The sequence below is a fragment of the Alteromonas sp. P256 genome (assembly GCF_036864455.1).
GTDB lineage: Bacteria > Pseudomonadota > Gammaproteobacteria > Enterobacterales > Alteromonadaceae > Alteromonas.
The window spans coordinates 137,252-163,313 of sequence record NZ_JAZETM010000004.1; the positions used below are offsets into that span (position 1 = coordinate 137,252).

Below are 26,062 nucleotides of genomic sequence, written 5' to 3' on the forward strand. Positions count from 1 at the left end.
ACAGTTATGAATATTAAACGTTGGTTAGTCAGTATTGCTCTTATCTTTGTGGTAATTGCATCACTAGGTTTTGTAAAGTTTCAGCAAATTCAAGCTGCTATAGCCTTCGGTGAGTCTTTCCCAGAACCATCAGGCAGTGTAAAAAGTGAAGTAGTAACTACGCAGCCTGTATCCAATAAATATGAAGTTGTGGGAGCAGCAAAAGCCACAAAATCGCTAATGCTTACCACAGAGTTTGCAGGCCCTATTACTTTTTTGGGTTATGAACCTGGCGACAGTGTAAAGGCAGGCCAAGTGTTGCTTCGCCAAGACACCAGTATTGATGAAGCCAACTTAAAAGCGGCTCAAGCAAGACATAAATTAGCCAAAGCACAATATAGCCGCCAAGCAACATTATTAAACCAAAAACGAACTAGTCAAAACGATGTCGACATTGCTGAGGCAGATATGTCTATTGCTGCAGCAGAAATAGAACGGTTGCAATCTGTAATCGCCAAGAAAACCATAATTGCACCGTTTGATGGCACGGTTGGTTTAGAAGACTACCAAGTGGGTCAGTTGCTTGATGTAAACACAACCGTGACTGGTCTCATTGGCAACTCTAATGAAATCTGGATTGATTTTTCGCTGCCTCAAACAGCAAGACAGCCCGACATTGGCAACAGTATTACTGTAAGCACTATTGGGCAAAACTCAAGACAGTTTCAAGCCTATATCATTGCACGCAACCCCCAGATAAATGAGACGTCGCGACAAGTCAGTTACCGAGCGTCACTTAATAATGAAGACAATCAGATAACACCAAATCAAATGGTAAACATTGTTGTTGAGGGTAAAAAAGTGAATACCGTATTGGTGCCTACCAACGCGATTTATCGTGACCATACCGGTAGCTACGTTTACCTCCTAAAACAAGACGAACAGAATAACTGGCGGGCACATGCCGTGGCTGTCACCTTAGGTAAACGGATGAGCAATAAGCAGGTTGTATTAAGTGGGCTTAGCGGCGACGAGTTTATAGCAACTGAGGGCGCTTTTAAGCTTTCAGAAGGCTTATTGGTATATACACAAGCACCAAGTAAAAGCCGCATGCGCGGAGAACAACCATGAGCATGCAACATGACAATAAGCCTTCAATTATGGACGCATTTGTTACCAAACCTGTGCTTGCTATTGTGTTGTGTGTATTAATTTTACTTGCTGGGCTAAACGCCGCCAATAATATTTCCGTACAGCAATATCCCAAAATCAAGAGCGCCTCATTGGTGATTAATACTGTTTATACTGGCGCATCTGCCGACGTGGTGAAAGGCTACGTTACCGAACCCATTGAGCGTGTTACCTCAACGGTGCCCGGTGTAGATTATGTCGACTCGGTTACAACAGCAGGCTTGAGCAAAGTTACCGCTTGGTTAGAGCTTAACCACGATACCACCGACGCACTTTCTGACCTTACCACCAAACTCAATCAAATTAAGTTTGAACTACCAACGGGTGCAGAAGACCCTGCTATTGATATTATTCGCGCAGACAGCCCTTACGCCGTTTTTTACCTAGATGTGGAAGCGAAGAACGAAACGCGTAGCGAGCTAAGTGACTATCTTATCCGCAATGTTATTCCCGTACTTAACGATATAAGCGGCGTACAGAAAGTGACGCTAGAAGGCGGTCGTAACCCAGCAATGCGTGTATTACTCAATCCAGACAAACTGGCGGTCTATGGATTGAGCTCAAGTGAAGTTTTCTCTGCGCTCCAAGCGAACAACACCATAGCCACTTTGGGTTATAGCGAGAACAATCGCCAGCGCATCGATTTAATGGCGAATACCAACTTAAGCTCAGTCACCGACTTTGAGCAGCTAATTATTCGAGACGACAATGGAAGCCAATTAAAGCTGGGAGACGTAGCACAAATAGCCTTGGGTGAAGCTGAAGGGATCGTCACTGCCCGACTTGATGATAGAATAACAGTGTTCTTGGCAGTGTGGGCGCTTCCTGGTGCCAATGAAATTGATATAGGTGACGCGTTGTACGAGCGTTTAGACGTGGTTAATGCAACGCTGCCGGAAGGTATGAGGATTACTACTGGCTACGATGGCACTTTGTACATGCGAGACTCAATTAAGGAGATTTTTATCACATTAATTGAGACCGTACTTTTGGTAGGTATCGTAATTTTGTTAATGATGGGGTCTTTTCGTACCGCATTGGTCCCTCTTGTGACTATTCCTATATCGGTGTTGGGTGCCATTGCGGTTATCTCTGCCATTGGCTACTCGCTTAATCTACTGACCATTTTAGCAATTGTACTTTCTGTTGGTTTAGTTGTAGACGACGCCATCGTGGTGGTTGAAAACGTAGCCAGGCATATGCGCGAGGGGAAACCTCGCCTGCAGGCTGCGCTTATTAGCTCAAGGCAATTACTGGTTCCCATTATTGCCATGACACTAACACTTGCAGCCGTTTATGCGCCAATTGGCTTTTTAACCGGTTTAACTGGCTTTCTATTCAGAGAGTTTGCATTCACCTTAGCAATAGCGGTACTTATTTCAGGCGTTGTTGCCGTTACGCTCTCTCCTATCATGAGCGCTTATGTTAGCCCTGAAGGTGGCAAAGAAGGACCGTTTACACAACGAGTAAATCGCTATTTTGACAACTTGCAGCAAGCATATCAGCGCTTACTTGCGCGCTGCTTTGAATGGCGAGCACAAATTACTGTTATTGCTATTGTATTTTCCTTGCTAAGCGTGCCCTTCTATTTGTTTTCACAAAAAGAGTTAGCCCCTACTGAAGACCAAAGCGCAATCAATGTTGTTGTAGAAGCGCCGCCAGAATCATCGCAGCAATACACGTCTGCAAAGATGAATGATACGGTTACTGTGCTGAACGCATCTGAGGGCGCTAAGTTTACTTGGCAAATACTAACGGCATCGGCAGGTTTTGGTGGTGTTGAGCTTGCCCCTTTTGATGAGCGCGAGCAATCAGTTCACGATATGCTTTATGACCTTTACGGACGTTTAGGCAGTGTAACTGGGCTAACACTATTCCCTATACTTCCCGCATCACTGCCAACCGCAGGCCAGTTTGATGTTGAAGTGGTGTTTCGCACCACCGATGATGCAAAAACAATGAAAATGTACGCCGATAAAATTATCAGTAAGGCCAATGCGTCAGGCAATTACATGTTTGTTAATACCGACCTTAAAATAGACTTACCTCAAGCAGAATTGCGCATTGATAAAGCGCTGCTTGCAGATTTAGGGTTAACTGTGCAAGAAGTTAACAATCAACTAGGCGTGTTGATGTCGAGCAATTTTGTCAATTACTTCAACAAAGACGGCAAGGCATACCGCGTAATACCTATTGTTGATGACAGCAGTCGATTCAATCCCGAGAACATTTTAGATATGAGGGTACGAGCAGACTCCGGACAATTGGTGCCGGTGTCTTCATTTGCAAGCTTAGATACCTTCACGAGCCCTCGCGTTCTTGGCTCGTTTAATCAACAAAGTTCATTTAGAATTTTAGCCGGTGTGCTCCCTCATATTACGAAAGAACAAGGGTTAACTACTATTGAAGCTATTGCGGCCGAGATTTTGCCTGCAAGTTATTCAGTAGACTACGCCGGTGAGTCTAGGCAATTGCGCAAAGAAGGTAACACTATGCTTGGCGTATTGGGCGTTGCGCTAATTATTGTTTATTTCTTGCTGACTATTCAATTTAATAGCTTTAGAGATCCACTAGTGGTGCTGCTTGGCTGTGCGCCTTTGGCACTAGCGGGGGCACTGATGCTGCCATTTCTATCGCTCACTACCATTAATATTTATAGTCAAATAGGCCTTGTTACACTTATTGGGTTAATTGCGAAAAACGGTATTTTAATTGTTGAATTTGCCAATCAACTGCAGCTGTCAGGTATGCAAAAGCTGGAAGCAGTTAAAGAAGCAGCGGCCACACGGTTGCGGCCTATACTGATGACCACAGGTGCAACAGTGCTTGGTCATTTTCCGCTAGTGCTAGTAACTGGCGCTGGTGCTGAGGCCCGCAATAGCATTGGGATTATATTGGTAGCAGGTATGTTAATTGGCACCTTTTTTACACTGATTGTTCTGCCGCTACTCTACGCTGCGTTGGCAACTCGTAAACAATCGGTGCCAGAAAAATTTGCACAGTGAACATGACTGAAAAGACCACATCAGGCCTTTACCTCCCGTTCGCGGTGATTATCTACACCTACTAGACATAACAGACCGATGTGTTTATTTGAATCAACAAGAATAACTAACGAGACTAACTAACGAGACAGGCACAATAACTAACGAAGAATAACTAACGAGACAGGCATAAAACCATTTGCGCTAGCTAATGCAACCCAATTACTCATTAACTGGGTAATTTAAAACCGGTCCATTGCCCAAACACAGGTGTGAAGCGCGAGCTCAATTTTATTTGACTGCCTAACATGCCTGTCTCGTTTAGTACCCTTTGACTGCCTAACATGCCTGTCTCGTTTAGTACTAACTGGGTAATTTAAAACCGGTCCATTGCCCAAACACAGGTGTGAAGAGCGAGCTCAATTTTATTTGACTGCCTAACATGCCTGTCTCGTTTAGTACCTTGACTGCCTAACATGCCTGTCTCGTTTAGTATCTTTTAGTATCTCGTTTAGTATGCCTGTCTCGTTTAGTAGTAGGTCTCATGCCTGTCTTGTTTAGTATTACCGCGGGACAAAAAATCAAACACATTTTCTCTCACTATGCTTGTTGAAATAGGCTTAGTTTAACCATTGACAGTATTATCACTTTATTGTGTGAGTAGTTAGCCACTTTGTAAAAAATGTCTCATCATCAAGCGGAGCATCATAAAAATATCCCTGCGCATAATCACAATCGAGTTCCTTTAACGCCTCTGCCAATTCAGCAGTTTCAACGCCCTCAGCTAGCGTTTTTAAACCAAATATCTTTGCCGTCGATATAATGGTTTTCACGATTGCGAGATTAGCCTTGTCGGTAAGCAAAGTTTTCACAAAATGCATGTCTATTTTTAGTACATCAGCACTCACATCTTTCAAATAACTAAGCGATGAATGACCCATGCCAAAGTCATCAATGGCTAATTGAAACCCTGAGTTACAAAGAAAATTCAATAAGGACAGCGCTTTCTCAGGTTCTTGCATCAACCCTGTCTCAGTCAATTCAAACTCAAAGTCGGCAGCAGAGAGGCCATGTTGATGAATAATATCTATGAGGTCGTTTAAAAAGTCGCTACTATAGAGATTGCGTGCAGAAAGGTTGATGGCAAATTTCGCGCTAGTTGTTGCGTACAGGTTGATGCCCCTAGCCTCCCATGCATTTAGTTGCTTACAAGCAGCATCGACCACCCATACCGTTATTTTATCGATCAACCCTCGCTCCTCGGCAAGAGGGATAAAATCAGCGGGACTGACGCGCCCAAGCTCAGCGTCACACCATCGCAAAAGTACTTCAACGCCCGATAATGTATTAGTACCTAAATCAATTTGCGGCTGAAACCGAAGACTCAGTCCTGAAGCATCATGATTGAGTGTGTCTTCAAGTCGCCTCATTATAAGCGCGTTCTTTTGAATTTTTTCGCCTAGCTCTGCGTTGAAATAACAGTATGGCTCATTGCTTTCTATAGCCTGTTCTAGCGCAATGTTAGCACCGCGCAGCAGCTTGTTGTAAGAGTCTGCATCATTTGGGAATATTGCTACACCCATTTTAACTGTCACAGAGACTTCAGCATTATCAATGTAAAAAGGTGTTGCCAATAATGTGGTCAGTCTGTCCAGCAAGCGTGTCACTCCTGACTGTTCTGTTACCACGGCTGACAGCGCAAAATTATCGCAGTGTAAGCGTGCTAGTGAATCAAATTCTCTGTCTACTAATTCACTGTCGAACTCATCTAGTTCGCTTTCTGGCGTGATATACCGAGATATAGTATCGGCACTTCTTATAGCGCCATTGAGTCGATGCGAAATCGCTTTAATCAGCAAATCACCAGTGCCATACCCCAAAGTTTCGTTGATATCGTTTATATTGCAGACTTGAAGAAACATCGTGGCAATGGAGTACCGGTACCGTTTGCTTAGTGATATTAGGTGAGTAACACGCTCTTCAAACAAGTGTTTGTTTGCCAAACCGGTTAAATCATCGAAATAGGCGAGTTGCATGATCCGCTTCTCTTGGGCTTTAATCTCGCTTAAATCACGCCATACGGTCTGCACACAGGTCTTGTCCTCATACAGTACCGGTGTCATGGTGACTTCAAACGGAATGCTGCTACAGCTGGATAAATAATGTATTAATTCGAAACGCTGAAACCCAGCCACTAGCGCACGGCCCGAATGCTCGCGAATTTCTGCGCTAAACTTCGCAGATATGTGCGATAGAAGTTGCGTTTTATTGACCAAAAATTCGGCATCAGCCGATAAATCCAAAAGCTCAAATTGCCGCACCGCGGCATCATTACACTCTATGAATTGATTATCATAAATAATACCGATAGCGTCGCTAGATTGTTGTAAAAGCCTATCAACGTGCGATTGATTATTTGCGCGGATTTGTTCTAAATGTGCTTGAGTTGATCGGTCGCGCAAAATAGCGATGATAATTCGTTGGCCAAACGCAGTGGTTACCAGTTGCATGTGCACGTCAACCGGTTTGGATTTATTGGTGGCGTTAACGACGGAGGAGGTGAACCTAAGATGCGAGGAAGTGCCCTCAAGAAGTGGGATTACCATTTTAGAAAAATCAGACGCGCTCATAAACTGAAACAACTGGTGCGGTTTAAGCTGCTTAAATAGGGCTTCTGAATAAGCAAAATAACCTAACGCACCTTCATTGGTATAAAGGATAGTAAATTGCGCTGCATCGATAAAAATCACTGAATCTAAAGTTTGGTCTACAACACTTTTAAAGTTGGTGAGCGCATCCCTCTGCGCTTTTGACTCGGTGATATCCGAGGCGATAATAATGAAGCCAGAATGCTCCCCTTTGTCACTAAACGTCGGACTACATGTGGCCTTTATCCAAAAGTCGTTATGGCTTTTGTGCTGATGAACTGCTTCAAAATCAACATCGGTGCAATTGTCTACGGCGTACGTAAGGTTTGCAAATGTGCTTGACGGCGTTTTTGAGCTGGACCAATAGGTTAACGGCGAGTTGCCGATTACCGTTTCAAGCGTAAAGCCACTGGTCTTTTCAAATGCATCGTTACACCATTGAATATCAAACTTTGCATCTGTAATGATAACGGAGTTGGTGGTCTCTTTTACTACCTTTGCCAAGCGTGCGTTTTCTTGCTGGCTAATATAAAGTTGTTTCTTTAACTTTCTTGCTTCATACAGTGCTTCGAGTGCATCAAGTAGGGGCTTAAGATGTGTAATTAGAGTTTTATCATACCCTTGTTTTCGATTGGCTAGCCCAATCATGCCTATTAACTTTCCTTCATGGAAGTAAGGAAGACCAAGGTAAGCAGCAAGTTTAGGGTGGCCATCGGGAACCCCTCCTGCTCGATGGTCCTGAGCCGGGGCATTGCTAACTACCGGTTTCCCTGTGCGAAGCAATTCACCTAATAGGTTGTCCTGTCGGTGAAACTCAAGACCACTTTTTTTACGCTCTTCGTACAGTGATTTGGTCTGTTTATTCCAAGCAATATTGGTTAACACTCTTACCTTCAGATAGGGTGAGCCATCGCTGGGATGCAACACGTCGCCAATAAGGCCAAATTTACTGCCCGTCAAGTTAAGTAATTCGTTTAGAAGTATCTCTAATGCGTCGTCAAACGGCATATCCGAGATAAAGGATTGCTGAATGCGGTTAATAGCGGCATGAAGGTCAAGTTGAAAGTCATACTGGGTAGAAAGGTTACTTTTTGTTTCAAACAAATTCTTTTGACTCGCGTACCCGTAGGCGTCTAAGGCAAGCGTAATATCAACGAGGGCAATTTTGTTGAGCGCAGAGATGGAGGCGACTGCAATCGCATTATCGCCACAGTAGATACGCCTGATACAAGACGCTGCCATTGCTAAGTATACCCCGTAGGCTCCGATATACCACTCTGCCGTCAATCCTATTTTTTGGTGTGCGAGTCCGACTAACAAACGATTTTTAGCGTACGCCAAATCGTATTTTCCTGAAGTTAACTCTAGAAAATATCGCGCTTGTTTGTTACGCAGTGACTCACGTACTGTCTCAGAAGATAAAATATCGCTGACAATCGAAAAGGCCATGAGATGGTTGTAAAACCCGTCAATCAATTCTGCTTCATATCTTTTCATGGGCTCGTGCAGCGCAAGAAGTAAACTAACATCACTGTCTTTGAGTGAAATAAAAGCCTTGCGTTGCTCGAAAGTGGCTTTATCAAGATTAATAACTTGCAATATATCTTCTATCTCATTCATGTAATTGCGACTCCTGTATCATTTCCGACCCGCAAAAGCGCATGTCAATGCGCTGAGCTATTCAAAAAACTTATAAGAACGACAACATCAAACCGCCATTTTAGCGATGACCTCGTTGCCATTGGGATCTTTGGGAGATTCTCCTAACTGATTAACGTCATCAAGCACATGCGTGATATCTTGAGTGGCATTGATAAGCCTCGATGCAGTGCTGGACATTTCCTCTGCGACAGTTGCATTATCGCTAATCTTAACTCTCAGTTTATCCAAGCCGGCGTTAACCGTACCGATGTTGTCGCTTTGTGCGTGTGTGGCAGTATCAATACTCTGTATAAGTTCTAAAACGTGTTTAACATCGTCGTTAATCGCTGCAGTCTTTTTTGCAACATCGTTTACTGCTTGCTTACTGTTAGCTGAAACGCTAATCGCGTCATCAATTAGCGTAGTGGTCTCTTTAGCAGCACTCGCAGAGCGTTGTGCTAACGTTCTTACTTCATCAGCTACAACAGAGAAGCCTCGCCCAGATTCACCTGCGCGCGCTGCCTCTATAGCGGCGTTTAAGGCCAGTAAATTAGTTTGCTCCGCGATACCCTCAATAACCTGTATGACTTTACTAATGGAGGCGCTTGTATTGGTCACTTTGTCGATAAGAACAACCAGTCTCTCCATGGCTTCGTCAATCGTTTGCGCTCGCTCGCTGAGCTCTGAAGCGGTTTGTCGCACGGCAGCAACACGCTCAACATTGGTATAGGCTTTTTCCTGTATAGCAGACAGAGAACTGGCCATGCTCTCAGAGGTATACTGAAGCGCTTCGGTAGCACTGAGTAACTCGCTACTTACCGTTTCTACACGAGTGGAGTCGTCTCGCAAAATATCAGGCAACCCTACCGCTTTCTTCATAACTTTGGTTAAGGCTAACTTATCAGTAATGTTTGCAACTACTTCTACATGTCCAATTTTTTCTCCCGACTTTGCGTATAAAAATGTAGTCTCGACGTCAAAATCTTGGTTCCACTGATGAAAGCGTGTTTTACTTTTGTTTTTTCTCAAACATTCCACGCCGCAATCAGGCGTTTTGCAAATGTTGGCCCCCCAGTTGTTGCATGCCATACCTAACACACTCTCCCGACTCACTCCCAGAGGGTCTGTCGCGGCTTTGTTTACGAACGTCCACTTCATATCCATGTCCGTGACGGAGAGAGGCATGGGAACCGAATCGAGCAACTGCTCAAACCAATGCACCTTATCTTCTTGTCGCCTAATTAGCTTAATAAGAGCCAACAATGTCATTGCCGTCAGTGCCATGGATAAAACCAAGATATAGGAAAGAGGTTTGGTTACATTGAATGCACAATACGTTAGCACTGCTTTATTTATCAGAAGCAGGGAAACTGATGTGATATGCAACTTCTGCCTGTCAGAATATGATTTCATCGTTATTTAGTGACTCCGTAATAGTGTCGATTCTCGTAATCATGCCCCATGCCATGTTTAGCAATGATATGAATATAGAGAGGGGACTGACCGATGATAAGAAGAAGGGCGTCCACGTTTCTCATTTTCTGAATAACGTTGTGGGGTATTGATGAAGCTGATGTGTCTGGTGTTAGCTGTGACGATTTTATCCACTGCTGTAACGTGAGCATTATTTCCTGATTTAATTGAACGATTTTATTGGCTGTTTGATGCGCAACTGTATCCACATTATTCTCCCTATTTCCTAAGCGCTGATTTTTATTACCCACGACCTCAAATTTTGCTCGCGCATAGTAAGAACGAGCAATACTTACGTATATTAGACTTTGGGATGAGCTGGTTTTTTTTTCCTTAAAAAAGCCTATTCTTAGGATGCTTACCCTATATTTTTAAAATTAAATAAAATTAATGGCCATAAGTATGACGGGTAAATCAGCCAGTTTGCTTTTCAAACCAACATTAGTGGCAAAGCTGCTCGACCAAAACTACTGTAAAAGAACACTCAAAATTGCGAATATTTTGCCACTCGACATGAATCATCGGTTTTTTTAGCGTTTAAATTAGCAAACAGATTTTGAAAAGGCTGTGTAAGCCGACTACGTCAAATTTTAGCCCCCGGAAGCCCTATTAGCTTTGAGACATGCCTATATTAACCAACAAGACTTACTGATAAGACAGGCATAAAACCATTTACTCTAGCTACTGCAACCAAATTACTCACTAACTGGGTAATCCGAAATCGGTATTTGGCCAAACACAAGTTTGGCCAGAGAGAGCGGTTTTATTTAACCCTTAACTATTGACTGCGATGAGCAACAACGTCTACTCAATAGCACCAATAGTCCTAATGCATAAAACCCTAACCCCGTACTTCCGCCACCTGAGCTAGGTCTTGTCTCTTGAGGTGGTGCTGTTGATTCGGTGTTATCTGCAATAGTAATTGTGATTGAGTCGTCACTGCCTGTGACCGCGTCAGAAAGCGTTAATGTTACACTTTCAGTGCTTTCTTCAATATCATCGTTGTTTAGCGTTACCGTAATGGTTTTAGAGGTTTCCCCATCAGCAAATGAGACGGTTTGCGCGTTAAGGGTAACATCATTGCTGTCTGCTGTTCCGCTTTGAACGCTAAGCGACACGTTAACATCGCCTGTGCTGCCATCTACTCGATTTAATACCACATTAAGCGTTTGACCTTCATCGCCGCTCATTGACGTTTGAGCGAACTCTACTGTGCCAGTGTCACCTTGTTCGTCAGACACAATTGTTACGGTCGCATCATCTTGTGTTGAATCGATTTTTACGCCATTGTTTGCATGTAACTTAAAGCGTACTTGTTCGTTAGCTTCAATGTCACTGTCGTCATTCAGTTGAATCTCAAAGTCAGTAGTAGACTGCCCATCGTAAACAATGTGAATGTCTTGTGATGCAAAGTCACTTGGCGTTGTATCAAGGTAATCATCAACAACCACGTTCACAAAAGCGTCTTGGTCTTGAGATAAACCATCCCATACAATTGTGCCACGGATAACGCTATTTGCTTCGTCTACTGAGTTATCCATCACTAAGGATGCAACCCCGGATTTTGGTAGCACTTCTTCATATTCACTTAGTATCCCCGATTTCCTATCAAAGAAGCCGCTCGTGATATAGTCACGATAACCCCTGTTAACATCTGCAACATCAAGAATGCCGCACTGTTCACCTGTTCCTGATACCGTGATGTTAGGGTCTGAGAAGAACGGTAGTTTTTCTCCAAATCCGCCTGGTCCCATTATGGTTTGCTTGTTGTTACAAACCGCCGAGATACCGTATTCAGATAGGTGATATGAAAATTCAAATTCTCTCTCTGAACGGTCATGCTCCATCCCATCATTATGACCAAGTTCATGAGCCATTGTGCTAAGGCTACGACTTTCGCCACCTCTACTCGCTGTTGTATAGGCTACATTTCTTCCTAAAACAGCCTGTCCAACCTTTGGTACCGCACCATTGTGAACCGAAAATAACACAAAGTATGATGCTGAATATTCAGCATATCTTTCACCTAAAGCAGTCCTAGGTGCAAAATCGTTGGAATCTACACCGATTATATAGTTGTTAAAATAAGCAACGCCACCGGCATCAGAGTTTAATCTATCGTTATCGAAATCTTCATCTAGCTTAACGATACCGGCAAGACTACGACGAATGCCGATGCCGCCGTATTCAAAAGCCCGGTTGTTGTATTCTATTGACTTATCAATGAACGCATACACCTGCGTAATATCACCGCCAAGACTATCTAGTAAATCTTGCGTGTAAAAAGCGAGAATGCTCGTTTCGATGTAAGAAGCGGGTTCTACATAATCAAACATCGTAAAGTCGCCTGTGCTAGGCATTTGCACGTTTTTAAAATCAAAGTCTCTGAGGTCAATATTTAAAGGGCTAAATTCGTTCCCACCATCAGGGTTCTGATCGATATACGATGTAGCAAATGCGCTAGTTGAAAGTGCAACTGTTAGTGCTGCTGTAAGCAGTGTTTTTTTCATGATGAACCCTGTAAATTTTTAAATTTTTTAAGATAACGAGCGAGCAGCATGAATAGATGCAAAATTATGCAATTAAATTAATTAGACTTGGGCGCGCTTTATTTTTAAGCCTCAATACCAAAAAAGGCGAACCAAACGGTTCGCCTTTCAAATCAATGTCAGCAGTTCAACACCAACCTACCCCTCAATATAGCTCTCTATGCTTGGGCAAGAACAAATTAAGTTACGGTCGCCGTATACGTCATCAATACGGTTAACCGTTGGCCAGAATTTGTTTCTGTGTACTTCTGGTGCAGGGTACGCCGCTAGCATGCGGTCGTAGCTGCGGTTCCAGTCGCTATCACAGATGTCAGCTAGCGTGTGCGGTGCATTGTGAAGTGGGTTGTCTGTTGCATCCCACTCACCGCTTTCTACTTTCGCTATTTCTTGGCGAATGCTTATCATGGCGTTAATGAAACGGTCTAGCTCGTACTTCGCTTCAGACTCGGTTGGCTCTACCATTAATGTGCCTGCCACTGGGAAGCTCATTGTTGGTGAGTGAAAACCGTAGTCGTTTAAGCGCTTAGCAATGTCTAGCTCGGTTACGCCACTGGCTTCTTTTAGTGGGCGAAGGTCGATAATACATTCGTGGGCTACGCGGTCGTTGTTGCCTTTGTAAAGTATTTCAAAGTGCCCCTCTAGCTTCTTAGCCACGTAGTTCGCGTTAAGAATAGCCACTTCCGTTGCACGGCGTAGGCCTTCGCTACCCATCATTTTGATGTACATGTAGCTAATAGGCAAAATAGATGCACTGCCCCATGGCGCACCACTTACCGCGCCGCAGTCTTTACCCGCAGTTTCTACGTTTATCACGGTGTGATTTGGTAAAAACGGGGCAAGGTGCGATTTTACGCCAATTGGCCCCATACCTGGGCCGCCGCCACCGTGTGGAATACAGAATGTTTTGTGCAAGTTAAGGTGCGATACGTCTGAGCCAATGAAGCCTGGTGATGTAATACCCACCTGCGCGTTCATGTTAGCGCCGTCCATGTAAACCTGGCCGCCGTGCTCGTGAACGATATCGCATATTTCTTTCACCGTTTCTTCGTAAACACCGTGAGTAGATGGGTACGTGATCATTGCGCATGATAGGTTGTCGCCCACTTCTTCCGCTTTTTTGCGAAGGTCGTCAAGGTCTACGTTACCGTTTGAATCACAGGCTACTACCACTACTTTTAAGCTAACCATTTGCGCCGAAGCTGGGTTAGTACCGTGGGCAGAACTTGGAATTAAACATACGTTTCTGTGGCTGTCGCCGCGGCTTTCATGGTAGCGCTGAATAGCTAATAAGCCAGCATATTCGCCCTGCGCACCTGAGTTAGGCTGCATAGAAAGTGCGTCGTAACCCGTTACATCAATTAGCCACTCAGCTAATTCTGCAATCATTTCTTGATAGCCTACGGCTTGATCAAGTGGCGCGAACGGGTGCAATTGCCCAAATTCAGCCCAAGTTACGGGTATCATTTCTGCCGTCGCGTTTAGCTTCATGGTACATGAACCCAGTGAAATCATAGAGTGGTTTAATGCCAAATCTTTGTTTTCAAGGCTTTTGATATAACGCAGCATTTCAGTTTCAGAGTGATACTTATTGAACACTTCATGAGTTAAAATGTCGCTAGTACGTACTAACTCTTCTGGAATAGACTTAACGGCTTGTGTCGTTACTTCTGCATCTAGGTCTTCAACACTTAAACCGTTTTCTTCACAAAAGCCGTCACCTAAAATAACGTCCAATAACGCTAAGATATCTTCGCGGGTAGTGGTCTCATCTAACGCTACGCCTACTGCACCGTCTAAATCTGAACGTAAGTTCATGCCATTGGCATAGGCTTTTGCGAGTACGTCTTCTTTGTTTTCAACCATTACAGTGAGTGTATCGAAGTACGTGCTGTGCTTAAGGGCTACGCCTTTGCTAGCGCCTTTAAGTGTTAGGCCGGTTGCAAGAATGTCAGCGAAACGGTGAATACGCTCGGCAATGGTTTTTAAGCCCTGTGGGCCGTGGTATACGGCGTAAAAACTTGCCATGTTGGCCAGTAATACCTGCGCAGTACAGATGTTCGAGTTCGCTTTTTCGCGGCGAATGTGTTGCTCGCGAGTTTGCAGTGCCATACGTAGCGCTGGGCGATCCCGTGAGTCTTTACTTACGCCAATAATACGCCCTGGCAATGAACGCTTGTAGCTTTCACGGGTTGCGAAGAAAGCAGCGTGTGGACCACCATAGCCCATTGGTACACCAAAGCGCTGCGCGCTGCCTAGTGCAACGTCTGCGCCTAGCTCGCCAGGCGACTTAAGCATGACTAAGCTCATTAGGTCTGCCGCTACTGCCACAATGCCTTTTTTCGCTTGTACTGCGGCAATAATGTCAGAAATATCTTTAATTTCGCCTGTGCTAGTTGGGTATTGTAAAAGCGCACCGAATACATCGTGCTCTGCCGCTTCTTCTGCAGGGCCAGTTACAATTTCAAAACCAAACATGTCGGCACGAGTTTGCACAACGTCTAGTGTTTGTGGGTGCACATCGTCAGACACAAAAAAGATGTTCGCTTTTTTGTTTTTCGATACGCGCTTGGCAAGGCCCATAGCCTCGGCTGCCGCGGTACTTTCATCTAGTAATGATGCAGATGCTAGCTCAAGGCCTGTTAAATCGATGGTGACTTGCTGGAAGTTCAAAATAGCTTCTAAACGACCCTGCGCAATCTCTGGCTGATAAGGTGTATACGCTGTGTACCAACCTGGGTTTTCTAGCACGTTACGCAAAATAACGTTAGGTACGTGGGTATCGTAGTAACCCATGCCGATAAACGAACGGTTAATTTTGTTTTTCGCCGCAACCGCTTTTAATTCACTTAATGCTTCAACTTCTGTCGCACCTTCGCCGCATTTTAACGGTTCTGGTAGCGCAATACCTGCCGGTACGGTTTGCTCAATTAAATCATCTAATGAGCTAGCACCAATGGCAGACAGCATTTCTTCAATTTCGCCTTTACCCGGGCCAATATGACGGCGGATAAACGTATCTTTTTGCTCTAATTGAGCCAATGTAGGGGAAGTATTCGACATAACGTTGTTAAGCACTCTTAATGGTTGCCGCAAGGGCGTCGTTAAATCTAAAAGTTAAAAAGGGGCTGAATAATATTCATGCCCCTTTTTCAACTGTGTATCTTTCTAGGGCGTGTTGACCTTTGTTGTACGAGTTTTGGGCTAAATGAAAGCATTTTAATGCGCGGAACAGTCCTGTAGGCCTAGTGGGCTAAGTCAAAGGGCTGTGACAAAGAATAAAATGCTTACATAACGCCCCCTTCGGGCAACGGTCTGTGAGCTATTTACCCTGCGTTGTATGGTTTCGATTTAGCCCGCTAGACCTTCAACCATTCGCCTTGTCTAAATAACTCACAGACCGCTACAAAAATGTACATCAAAGATCAACACGCCCTCGTAACGAATTACTCTTCGTCAATGCTGTTTTCATAACCTTCTGCGTCAAGCAAGCTTTCTACTTCTGCAGGGTCTTCCGCTTTAATCTTAAACATCCAGCCTTCGCCGTATGGGTCAGAGTTTACTAGCTCTGGCGAGTCTTCTAGGTCTTCGTTAACTTCAATTACTTCGCCAGTGATTGGCGTGTAAACGTCAGAAGCCGCTTTAACCGACTCAGCAACACACACGTCGTCGCCAGTGGTTACCGCGTCACCCACATCAGGTAGCTCAACGAAAACCATGTCGCCAAGTAAACCTTGTGCGTGCTCAGAAATACCTACAGTAAAAACACCGTCGCCTTCAGAGCGAACCCATTCGTGGGTAGCGGCATAACGTAAATCAGTTGGGATGTTGCTCATAATCGTTCCTGTTAATCTTTGTCAATTTTGTAAACTTGAGACGTAAACTTATAAAACACTTTTTCCGTTGCGAACAAAGGAGGGCTTAACCACTTTTACTGTAACCCACTTTTTGCGCATTTCCACTTCTACTGTGTCACCCACATTGCTAGGCACTCGTGCCATGGCAATAGAATGGCCTAATGTAGGTGAGAACGTACCTGAAGTGATTACCCCTTCGCCGCTTTCTGTTTTTACTTTTAGGCCGTGACGAAGCACGCCTTTTTCAGTCATTACTAAGCCTACTAGCTTGTCGGTACCTGTTTCACGCAGTGTTTCGAGGGCTTTTCTGCCAACGAAGTCTCTGTCTGCTGGCTCCCAAGTAATCGTCCAACCCATGTTAGCCGCTAGTGGCGATATGGTTTCATCCATGTCTTGGCCATAAAGGTTCATACCTGCTTCTAAGCGCAATGTGTCTCGTGCGCCCAGGCCGCAAGGCTTAACGCCTGCGTCTAACAAGCTTTGCCAAAAGCTTGCTGCTTGCGCCGTTGGCACCATAATTTCGTAGCCCGCTTCACCGGTGTAGCCTGTTGTTGCAATGAAAAGGTCTTCAGCTTGTACGCCAAAGAACGGCTTCATACCGGCTACTGCTTCTTTTTGCGCCGCACTGAAAAGCGTTGCCGCTTTTTCTTTTGCATTTGGGCCTTGTACTGCAATCATCGCGAACTCAGAACGTTCGTTGATGGTTACGTCAAAATCTTCTGCTTTGCTCAACAGCCAGTTCATATCTTTTTCGCGAGTGGCTGAGTTAACCACTAAGCGGTAATTGGTTTCGTCAAAGTGATACACGATAAGGTCATCAACAACCCCACCCTCTTCGTTTAGCATACCGCTGTAAAGGGCTTTGCCTTTGTCTTTCAGCTTGGCAACGTCGTTTGCCAATAGGTATTGAAGATACGCTTTTGCCTGCGGGCCTTTCGCGTCAACAATGGTCATATGAGACACATCAAACATACCGGCGTCTTGGCGTACGGCGTGATGTTCTTCAATTTGAGAACCATAGTTAATCGGCATATCCCAGCCGAAAAAGTCGACCATTTTGGCACCAGCTTCTAGGTGCTTCGCATGTAGGGCGGTGGTGTTAGACATTCCACTTTACTCTTGTTGAAAGATAGAAAACGATATTGAGTATAGTTAGGTAACAATCGCGCAACAAATTGATAATTCTTATCACTACATTTGAAAACCTGATGTAGATACTAGAGAACATCAGAAAACGTTATATTCATTAGAGGAGTTGAGAAGGGCTTTAGACGAGCTGTAAAAGAGCTTAAGAAAAGCCTTCGAGGAGAGCCTGTTTAGCAAGATTAGAGAGCGTTGATAGAGCAGGTTTGCCAATTGGGGAAAAATAGATAAGGACTAAATAAATAGTGACAAAATAGACTGAGGCTAAATAGACGAAGGCTAAATAAATAGCGCAAAATAAAAAACGCTACATATTGATGCAGCGTTTTATTAAGAATGCGTAAATGTGAAGCGACTTAACTGTCGACGTTTTGGGCCTGCTGGCGCGACTCTAGCTCTACGGTAAGCTTTTCGGAAATGCGGCCTCGTAATGCCTCGTCTTGATTGGCGGCAAGAGAAATTTCACGGTATTTCTGCATGGCTATACCGCTGTCGGAAATCGCGGTTTGCATTTTTTCTCTGGCTTCTTGCTGAAGATCTTTAGCTTTTGCCTGATCGCCAGCAGCCTGAATTTCTGCCTGATACTTCTGCCCTATTAACTGAACCGTTAAATAGGCATCAACAAACTGATCTACCTGCTTTTCAGAAATTTGTATCTGTTGTGTGGCGCCCTGCTGTTCTTGAGCCTGTACGCCTTGTGCCTTGGAGGCTTGCGTATTTGTTTCCTGTGCAATGGCTGCACCTGCGCTTAGTCCTGCGGTTAAGGCGGCGGTGAGCAATGTTGTCTTAATAAGCTTCATTAAAGCTCCTTGTCATTTCGTGAATGTCAATTAACCCGATGAGCTGTACCCTTTTAAAAAATAAAGCCATAAACATATTGTTTAAATACAAGCCACCTAGCCAATTGTTGGTAACTGTGGTTTTGCCAGTTGCGGTTTTTGACAGTTACAAGAGGTCGGGCAATAGTGAGTTTCAAAAGTTCAAATACTAAGAGCAGAGTTTTCGATACTATTTTAGCCACGCACATTCGCCATTCATTCTCACCACCGCCTTATCACTCAATAAAACAGCCACTCAACAAGCCACTCAATAAGACAGCCACCCAACAAGACAGTCACTTCACAAAATTACTCCTCAACAAAACTGCTCCTTATCAAGCTAGCCCCTTAACAAAACTGCGCCTCACCAAGTTTGCTTTTTACTTCCCCAAATAGCGTAGTAGCCAATAAAGCAGTAGCAGGGCAGCATAATAGCGTAGGCATACTGCCCGCCTACCCACTCACTTGCACCGCCATATACCATTGGCAATATGGCGCCACCGGCTATTCCCATAATAAGTAGCGCAGAGCCTTGCGCGGTATATTTACCTAAATTATTGAGAGCCAACGGCCAAATAGCAGGCCATACTAACGCGTTAGCAAAACCCAGCAGTGCGATAAGCGCTACGCTGTTTGGCAATACCTGAATTCCAGCCCAGCCCCATAAGGCGTCTGAAATTGACGTACTTGTATCTGATGCAAGCAAAATAGCGCAGGTGAATAATACACCAGTAACAGCAGAGCCAAGCAGCGCGGCCTGCTGTGAGAATAACCGAGGAATACACACTAAACCGATGGCATACCCAATCACCATGGCCACCATAGTGTACGAAGTTAATGTAGTCGCATTGTCCACACCAAGGGATGAACCGTATAACCCTATTGTGTCGCCAGCCACTACCTCTACCCCTACGTAAAAGAACAGGCTTACTGCGCCCAATACCAAATGGGGAAACTGTAAAATACGTTTATCAGCTTGCGGAGTATTAACGCCACTGTCTACATTGCCAGCTCGGTCAGAGTGTTGTTCTGAGTTTTTTTCAGAATTGCCTTCCTCAATGGCGGGTAAATTGATTTTTGTAAAACCCAGCGCAAGTACGGTAAGCGCAATAGCCATTCCTATGTAAGGCTGTATAAGAGACACCGACATATCGTTAATTAACGCCGCTCGCTCTTGCTCTGCCATTGCAGCTAACATTTCTTGATTCACACCAGGTAAGCCATTTAGCACAAGCGCGGTAAATATAATGGGTGCTAATACGCCAGCGGCTTTGTTTAAAAGCCCCATAAACGCTATTCGCGCAGCCGCGCTTTCCTCACTACCTAATCGCACGATGAAAGGGTTAGAAGCGGTTTGTAGTATGGTTAACCCACTGCCCACAACAAATTGCGCGAGTAAAAATATGGGAAACCATGCGCTTAGGGCAGCAGGTACAAATAGCGCACACCCTAGCGCAATAATACCCAGCCCTAAACTCATGCCCTTTTGATAGCCTGTTTTTTCAAGTATTTTCGCCATTGGTAGCGCCATCACCACATAGGCAATGTAAAAACAAAACGCAATAAGCAAAGCTTGAATCTCTGTGAGTTCGCACACCATTTGTAAAAATGGAATAAGCGCACCGTTAAGCCAGGTGATAAAGCCAAAAATAAAGAACAATAGCCCAATACTGACTATTGGGGTGAAGCGCGCAAGTCCGCTTGGCGGTATAGCGCTTGTTTGGGCATGTAGGGTCATTGTTACGCTCTCTTTAAGTATTTTTTTGTATTTGTTTTTGTATTTTCTTTGTTATTTCGTGTTTTTTAGTAATTGCTGTTTATTAACACTTATTTAGCATTATCTCGGTTTCTGCCATGCTGCCAAACCTGATTAAGGTGAAGCTGCTCATCAAGTACAACAAAATTGGCCGCGGCTCCCGCTATTAATTGGCCAATGTTATTCTGGGTGCGAGTGAAACGAGCGGCCGTGGTACTTGCCATTACACTTGCACTTTTAAGCGTAATGCCTAAATCGTTAACACAGTGACGTAGCGCCGAGTGCATATCTAAACAGCTGCCGGCTAATGTGCCATCGGGCGTGGTTAACTTCTCCCCCGTGCGGGTGCTCGTGCGAGTGATCTCAGTATCAAAAAAAGCAATAGTGTCTTCTCTTCCCCCAACATGAGCCATGGCATCGGTGACAAGCATAATGCCCTCTTCACCTTTCACTTTGCAGGCGAGTTCTGCCGACTTTTCATGAAGATGTTGATGGTCGACAATAAGCCCGCAAATGGCATCAGATAAAAGTGCAGCGCCCACCATACCCGGCTCTCTCGAGGTTAATGGCGACATGGCATTAAATAAGTGGGTAAACCCAGTAGCACCAGCATCAAGGGCTTGCTGCACCACCTCATATGGCGCATTTGAATGGCCTAACGCAACAATCACATTCTCGTTAACAAGGGTATGTATGACCTCAGGCGACACATTTTCAGGCGCCACGGTAACAATAACTTGGCCAATATCTTTTCGCGTGTACACCGCCAACTCTTCATCTGACATTGTTCTGATATGAGCGGCCTTATGCACCCCTTTTTTCGCTACCGACAAATGCGGCCCTTCAAAATGAACGCCCATAATAGAGGGGTGATTTAAGCGTATTGCCTGCGATATAGCGTCGGCAGCGCTGCTGATGGTGGCAAAGTCATCGGTGATAAGCGTGGGAAACAAACTCGTAGTGCCAAATTGCGCGTGGGCATCAGCGATAATATTTAAACTTTCCAGTGTGGGGGCATGATTGAACATAACGCCGCCACCGCCATTCACCTGGGTATCTACGTAGCCAGGTATAACCGTTCCTTCAATACGTTCGTCAAAATTCACCATGCTAGCGAGGTGCTTACTGTTTGCAGTCGTTTCACTGCCGGTATCGAATTTAGCAGCGTCGACAATGTCAGAAATAGTGCCGTCTTCAACAATCATCACCTGCTGCGTTTTCCATTCAGCGTTGACTAAGATTGAATCGACATAGATAGTTTTATTCATTGTGTTTTCGTTACCTTATTAAGCCCGGGCGGGGTGTCTGGGTTAAGCCCCATATCAACCGCAATATGTTCAATATCTAAGTAGAAACGCTGCATAATTAGCAAGGGTAGCAAGCGAGGATGAAGGCCACTATCGGTAATCGCTCTAGCAGTAGTAATCGCTCTGGCAGCCGCATTCGCGCTGCCAGCGTTTATTTCAGTACATTGAGCGCCTCGGCCTATTACATCGCCAATAATGGTCCTGTGCAGTGCTTCACTTTCATCGTTAACAAGTAAAGACACTACTTTGAGCTGCTGCTCAACCAATGTGACTGGCCCGTGAATAAACTCTGCGCTACTAAAGGCCTCAGCGTGAATGCCTAACACTTCTTTTAGTTTAAGCGCTACTTCACGACCAATCGCATACCCAAAGCCGCGCCCCAATATAATAGTGTTTCGCGTTGCCCTTAGAAACTCAGTGGTTAGCTGCATGGGGGCACTCACCACTGAATCTAAGCTAGCTGGCAATGCCTGTAGCGATGCAAGTAGTTCATCGTTTTTACTCCAGTGAGCGCATAAATGTAATAGCGCAGACAGCGTCGCCAGATAGCTTTTAGTTGCCGCTACGGCTTTTTCTTCACCCGCAGAGATTGGAATAACCGCATCGGCCAAATGAGCTAATGGCGACGTTTCATCGTTTACAATTGCAATAGTAAACGCACCACCCTTTTTGGCAGATTCGGCTTGCCTTAAAATGTCAGGGCTTCTTCCCGACTGCGATATGACAAAGGCTACCGCATTATTTAATGTTAGCTGTTTATTGAATACCCCGGCGATACTCAGCGCTGCACTACACACGGGTATACCCAGCTCAGTTTCAAATAAATATTTACCAAATACCCCAGCGTGATCAGAGGAGCCGCGCCCAATAATGTAGATGAGTTGAGGATTAATACTGCGAAGCTTTTCGGCAATTCGCTTTACGTTGTCGTCATTTTTAGACAACTGATTTTGTATTACCAAAGGAGCTTCTCTGGCCTCTTTAGCCATAATTGAAAAATTCATTGTTCACCTGTTAACTTTAAGGATTCAAGATCGGAATATCGAGTTTTTGCGAAAAACAGTGCGCCTTGCTGAGGCGATGACTTGCTCGATACTGTGCGCGCCTGTATAGGGCTAGAAAGATGCTGAGAGTATATGGTGCTCAAGCCGCCGATCATGGCCAGAGAACAATCATTATTCGCCAGCAACACGTTTGCCACGCGATCAAGGTAGTTTGCACCCTCTGTAAACAGACTCACTACACTGTCTACCGACATATAAAGAAGTGGCAGCATCTGCTCTACTAGCGCGGCAAAGTGATGGGTATTAAAGGTGGCACACTCACTAACAATATCGTTTGCATTTTGCGTGTGAAGCGCTTTGCAAATTGTTGCCGACAGTTCGTCCACTGGGCGTAAACCATCTAAACACAGCAAAGTATGCTGCACGGCTTTTAAGCCAAGCCATGCACCGCTTGCCACATCGCCAATGGGAAATCCATGTCCGCCGATATCGGTAAACTCTCCGTTATTCCAACAGGTAGCCGATGAGCCCGTTCCGGTAATAATTGCAGCGCCTTCTTGCCCATTGTGCGCCCCTAAACAGGCAGCGTGCAGGTCGCTGAGTACATGCATTTGATGAAAAGGGTGAGACCAATCGCTAAACTGCACAGCTGCTTGCGCTATATTTGCACCGGCAAGACCAGCGCCGACCACGCACTGCTCTTTACCAATAGAGAGCCTTGATGCAGCAACCGCTTTTTCAATAGCTTCAACCATTGAGCGCTGTGCCAAGGCACTATCGCGCATAATATTGGCAGGCCCGCTTATACCTTCGCCAATTAGCATGCCATTGCTGTCTTCTAGACGAGCTCGGCACTTTGTACCGCCACCGTCTATTCCAATAAAAAATAAGTTAGATTTCATTCACATTTTCTCATGCGGGAATATGTCCCTAATTTTTAAAACAGCGCCTTTGATGATGACAGCGCTGTCATTTTTAACCAATAAAAACAACAAGTTAAGACGCAAGCTCATAACACTAAAGCCCGACTATACGCTTGTGTGCCTGCCACTTTTGTGCGCACGTGCACGCTGCTGTTAACAGGAAGAGGAAACGGCTGAGTAAACTCCCGCCATGTTTGCCCGTCGATACTGTACTCATTGACTAAACCAGGACGCTGTTTCATTACAAGGTGTTGCTCTTTAATTGCTGCAGCAGGTGTAGGGACCCGCAGGTTAATACCTTGCTTAACCAGTGCTGGAATATGCTGCGTGTAAAGCGCGTTTCGAAAATTTATCCAAGCCTGCTGGCGCTGGGAGTCTTTTTCAGCAGCGCTCTCGCTATTAGCTGTGCTGCTTAGAGAGCGCTCGTTTTGTGGCCATTCACTTTGTGGCCATTCACTTTGTGGCCATTCACTTTGATGCCAGGCACGCTCGGCTAGCGCTAACAGCCGCGGAAATACCATGTATTCCACTGCAGCTTGATTAACAGTGACTTCGCTCCAAAGCTGTCCCTGAATACCTATTACCGACGCGGTATTATTACTGTCGGATGTTTCATAATCGTTGCCCATTCTGTTTTGCCAAATACTGCTGTGTTGCGGCAAGTTTTCAGGCATAAAAGAAAAGATCTTTTCGCTCGATGTCGCCTTTGAACCCCAGTAGTAGCCAGGTTCATGAGGATGACTTGCATAGGGAAAATCAAAATACAGCACGTCTGGAAATGACAGCACTACCGGAATGTCTTCATTGGCAAAGTGGGCAACGGTGTCGTTTCCACCAGCTGCTAAAAGATGCCACACATTGGTGTATACGCTTGTATTATCTAAGGTAGAGGCGGCTTTTTCCATGCCGTCACTCCAGCCCCCTATTTCTAGCCCCGCCTTTGAGGCGAGTTGCTGTACTCGGGTGACAAACGCAGGCAGCATGGTGTCTGTATTGACTCCACTGGCCTGACATACTGGAGATTCAGTCCATGCCCCTGCCGTTTCATCCGCACCAATATGAAAGCGTTTAAGAGGTACGTCAGCCGCCACATGCAGCGCCTTAATCTCTCGCATTACCGTATCGATAAAGGTAAACGTACTGTCTAAACATGGGTTTACTGTGTTGTCAGAATAAAACTGAACGCTTTCGTAGCGAGTTGTGTCGTCTTTATCTACCAAGAGATATTGCGCTGCGGCTTTTTTATTACCCTCTTTCATTAAACGATGATATCGCGCGTTCATTGACACAATGGCAGCCCTCGCGTGACCCGGCATATCAAGAGAGGGAATAACTTCTATGCCGCGCTGATGAGCATAACGCACTAACTCAATGTAATCCTCTTTAGAGAGATAGCCATTGCCAATGGCACTTCTGTGCGGACCACTTCCAAGCTGCGGCAGTAGGCATTGAGTTTCAGACAAATCATGACAGCGGTATGCACCAACATTGGTTAGTTCAGGTAACGATTCTATTTCAATACGCCAACCTTCATCGTCACTAAGGTGCAAATGCAGAGTATTTAACTTATAGGTGAACATTTGCGTGATTACGCTTTTTATTGCTTGTTTACCGGGAAAATGGCGCGCCACGTCCATATGCATGCCGCGAAAGTTATATCGCGGTGAATCTTTAATAAAGGTAGCCGTAAATTCTCTGTCGTGTTGGTTGTAAAGCTGCATAAGCGTGAGCAGGGCGTAATTTGCTGCAACGTGATTAACTGCGCTTATCTCAATGCCGGTTTCACTTACAACAAGCTCATAACTACTATCGTTGTGTTTTGTCTGTTCGGCTAAAGAAGGCTTCGCAGCCGAATTGACAGAGGGTTTAGGTGTAGCATCTAGCCTCGCGCTCTGCTTTACAGCAGCACGCTGCGTGGGCTCATCACTAATGGCCACCGACACCATCAGGCCGTCGGGTTGCTCTTCAAGACCAAAGAATGACATTTGTGCTCGAGCAGGCGCTAGTAGCTCAGCATCTTTTTTAGAAAACCTTACGCCTGTCGCCCTTATAATGTTGCCCGTATTTTCTTGTACCAACACGTTGGGGATTACGTGGTGTGACCTATTTAGCCTTTCTAGAGGAAAGGTTACTGACGGCTCTTCTCGTTCCAACTTCTCATACATATACTCGCTATCCATAAGCGGCACATTATCGATGTTGGCTCGCTTATACTGCTCTTCATTTAGCCAATCACCCGTGTGCTGGTTAATAAGCAGCCCGCTGCCTGGCTCTTTTACCCGAGTAGTAGAGGCAACCACAACAGGAGATAGCTCGCCCAATGTAAGATAGTAATTCGCCATAGCGTCTGAACGAGATGCATGCCAAAACGGGGCAGCAACATCAACGCTAACAGCCGTATTTGGCGGTACAGCTTTATTAAATGTTAACCGATGGAGGTCGCCATTTAAGTGTTCAATCGCGATATCGCTTGTGGTAGAAAAACCTCGAAGTGGAGCGATATGGCTAAAATACAGTGAGGTGGTTGCTGCAATGGTCTGCGCTTTAGCACGCAACTGGATGCGCGAAGAAAAACAATCACCTTTTTGAATATAAGATTTACAAAATGTATCGTCGAGATTGCTAAGCACGTTGTAACTTACTTCAAGATGCTCCCCCAACGCATTTAACGCAGCTTGTTCTGGTTTGGATTTAGGAGCAGGATCTGCCTTCCCCATCTTTACTGCTGCGTTGGCATTAAGTGTACAACTTGCCAATAGCAACAATGATAAACCTAAGACACGTTTCACTCT

The 26,062-nt window shown here is 45.0% G+C and carries 15 protein-coding genes; 2 read left to right on the top strand and 13 right to left on the bottom strand.

Features of this window, described 5'->3' with window-relative positions; genetic code table 11:
- The first annotated feature begins 6 nt into the window (after positions 1 to 6).
- Both V7R39_RS08440 and V7R39_RS08445 read left to right on the top strand, forming a co-directional pair.
- Entirely contained in the window at positions 7 to 1,110 is a 1,104-nt protein-coding gene (locus tag V7R39_RS08440) for an efflux RND transporter periplasmic adaptor subunit (protein ID WP_334030005.1), read from the top strand.
- Positions 1,107 to 4,175, top strand: a complete 3,069-nt coding sequence (locus V7R39_RS08445) for an efflux RND transporter permease subunit (protein WP_334030007.1) — start codon at positions 1,107 to 1,109, stop codon at positions 4,173 to 4,175. Before V7R39_RS08440 ends, V7R39_RS08445 begins: the two co-directional genes overlap by 4 nt.
- Positions 4,176 to 4,798: 623 nt before the next feature.
- Here the strand turns inward: V7R39_RS08445 and V7R39_RS08450 are convergent.
- The 13 genes from V7R39_RS08450 to V7R39_RS08510 form a co-directional block, all read right to left on the bottom strand.
- Complete coding sequence (locus tag V7R39_RS08450; RefSeq protein ID WP_334030009.1) at positions 4,799 to 8,422, bottom strand: EAL domain-containing protein; 3,624 nt, start codon at positions 8,420 to 8,422, stop codon at positions 4,799 to 4,801.
- 87 nt (positions 8,423 to 8,509) lie between these two features.
- On the bottom strand, positions 8,510 to 9,856 hold the full coding sequence (locus tag V7R39_RS08455; RefSeq protein WP_334030010.1) for a methyl-accepting chemotaxis protein: 1,347 nt from the start codon (positions 9,854 to 9,856) through the stop codon (positions 8,510 to 8,512).
- A gap of 2 nt (positions 9,857 to 9,858) precedes the next feature.
- A complete protein-coding gene (locus V7R39_RS08460; protein WP_334030011.1) occupies positions 9,859 to 10,125 on the bottom strand; it encodes a hypothetical protein in 267 nt (88 codons plus the stop codon).
- Positions 10,126 to 10,683: 558 nt separating this feature from the next.
- Positions 10,684 to 12,426 carry a Calx-beta domain-containing protein gene (locus tag V7R39_RS08465; RefSeq protein WP_334030013.1) on the bottom strand — a complete coding sequence of 581 codons (1,743 nt, stop codon included), beginning with the start codon at positions 12,424 to 12,426 and terminating at the stop codon, positions 10,684 to 10,686.
- A 177-nt stretch (positions 12,427 to 12,603) separates the two neighbouring features.
- The gene (gene gcvP, locus V7R39_RS08470) at positions 12,604 to 15,525 is read right to left on the bottom strand and encodes an aminomethyl-transferring glycine dehydrogenase (RefSeq protein WP_334030014.1); all 2,922 of its coding nucleotides are present in this window, start codon (positions 15,523 to 15,525) and stop codon (positions 12,604 to 12,606) included.
- 383 nt (positions 15,526 to 15,908) lie between these two features.
- Positions 15,909 to 16,298: a glycine cleavage system protein GcvH gene (gcvH, locus tag V7R39_RS08475; protein WP_334030016.1), complete on the bottom strand. Its 390-nt coding sequence runs from the start codon at positions 16,296 to 16,298 to the stop codon at positions 15,909 to 15,911.
- A gap of 48 nt (positions 16,299 to 16,346) precedes the next feature.
- Entirely contained in the window at positions 16,347 to 17,426 is a 1,080-nt protein-coding gene (gene gcvT / locus V7R39_RS08480; protein ID WP_334030018.1) for a glycine cleavage system aminomethyltransferase GcvT, read from the bottom strand.
- Positions 17,427 to 17,818: 392 nt separating this feature from the next.
- Positions 17,819 to 18,262, bottom strand: a complete 444-nt coding sequence (locus V7R39_RS08485; RefSeq protein WP_334030020.1) for a DUF4168 domain-containing protein — start codon at positions 18,260 to 18,262, stop codon at positions 17,819 to 17,821.
- A gap of 382 nt (positions 18,263 to 18,644) precedes the next feature.
- Positions 18,645 to 20,018, bottom strand: coding sequence for a sugar MFS transporter (locus V7R39_RS08490; RefSeq protein ID WP_334030021.1), 1,374 nt, complete (start codon positions 20,016 to 20,018; stop codon positions 18,645 to 18,647).
- An 89-nt stretch (positions 20,019 to 20,107) separates the two neighbouring features.
- Positions 20,108 to 21,304, bottom strand: a complete 1,197-nt coding sequence (nagA, locus tag V7R39_RS08495) for an N-acetylglucosamine-6-phosphate deacetylase (protein ID WP_334030022.1) — start codon at positions 21,302 to 21,304, stop codon at positions 20,108 to 20,110.
- Positions 21,301 to 22,347 carry a glucosamine-6-phosphate deaminase NagB-II gene (gene nagB-II, locus V7R39_RS08500; RefSeq protein ID WP_334030024.1) on the bottom strand — a complete coding sequence of 349 codons (1,047 nt, stop codon included), beginning with the start codon at positions 22,345 to 22,347 and terminating at the stop codon, positions 21,301 to 21,303. The genes nagA and nagB-II overlap by 4 nt, the downstream gene beginning before the upstream one ends.
- Positions 22,344 to 23,249, bottom strand: a complete 906-nt coding sequence (locus tag V7R39_RS08505) for a BadF/BadG/BcrA/BcrD ATPase family protein (protein WP_334030026.1) — start codon at positions 23,247 to 23,249, stop codon at positions 22,344 to 22,346. The genes nagB-II and V7R39_RS08505 overlap by 4 nt, the downstream gene beginning before the upstream one ends.
- A gap of 107 nt (positions 23,250 to 23,356) precedes the next feature.
- Positions 23,357 to 26,059 carry a family 20 glycosylhydrolase gene (locus V7R39_RS08510; RefSeq protein ID WP_334030028.1) on the bottom strand — a complete coding sequence of 901 codons (2,703 nt, stop codon included), beginning with the start codon at positions 26,057 to 26,059 and terminating at the stop codon, positions 23,357 to 23,359.
- Between the last annotated feature and the right edge of the window lie 3 nt (positions 26,060 to 26,062).

What these genes read in the sequence shown, in the direction of transcription:
- V7R39_RS08505 (WP_334030026.1), bottom strand. Translation starts at nt 23,249, where the DNA reads ATGAAATCTAACTTATTTTTTATTGGAATAGACGGTGGCGGTACAAAG.
- V7R39_RS08490 (WP_334030021.1), bottom strand. Translation starts at nt 20,018, where the DNA reads ATGACCCTACATGCCCAAACAAGCGCTATACCGCCAAGCGGACTTGCG.
- V7R39_RS08485 (WP_334030020.1), bottom strand. Translation starts at nt 18,262, where the DNA reads ATGAAGCTTATTAAGACAACATTGCTCACCGCCGCCTTAACCGCAGGA.
- gcvT (WP_334030018.1), bottom strand. Translation starts at nt 17,426, where the DNA reads ATGTCTAACACCACCGCCCTACATGCGAAGCACCTAGAAGCTGGTGCC.
- V7R39_RS08450 (WP_334030009.1), bottom strand. Translation starts at nt 8,422, where the DNA reads ATGAATGAGATAGAAGATATATTGCAAGTTATTAATCTTGATAAAGCC.
- V7R39_RS08455 (WP_334030010.1), bottom strand. Translation starts at nt 9,856, where the DNA reads ATGAAATCATATTCTGACAGGCAGAAGTTGCATATCACATCAGTTTCC.
- gcvP (WP_334030014.1), bottom strand. Translation starts at nt 15,525, where the DNA reads ATGTCGAATACTTCCCCTACATTGGCTCAATTAGAGCAAAAAGATACG.
- nagA (WP_334030022.1), bottom strand. Translation starts at nt 21,304, where the DNA reads ATGAATAAAACTATCTATGTCGATTCAATCTTAGTCAACGCTGAATGG.
- V7R39_RS08440 (WP_334030005.1), top strand. Translation starts at nt 7, where the DNA reads ATGAATATTAAACGTTGGTTAGTCAGTATTGCTCTTATCTTTGTGGTA.
- V7R39_RS08445 (WP_334030007.1), top strand. Translation starts at nt 1,107, where the DNA reads ATGAGCATGCAACATGACAATAAGCCTTCAATTATGGACGCATTTGTT.
- nagB-II (WP_334030024.1), bottom strand. Translation starts at nt 22,347, where the DNA reads ATGAATTTTTCAATTATGGCTAAAGAGGCCAGAGAAGCTCCTTTGGTA.
- V7R39_RS08465 (WP_334030013.1), bottom strand. Translation starts at nt 12,426, where the DNA reads ATGAAAAAAACACTGCTTACAGCAGCACTAACAGTTGCACTTTCAACT.
- gcvH (WP_334030016.1), bottom strand. Translation starts at nt 16,298, where the DNA reads ATGAGCAACATCCCAACTGATTTACGTTATGCCGCTACCCACGAATGG.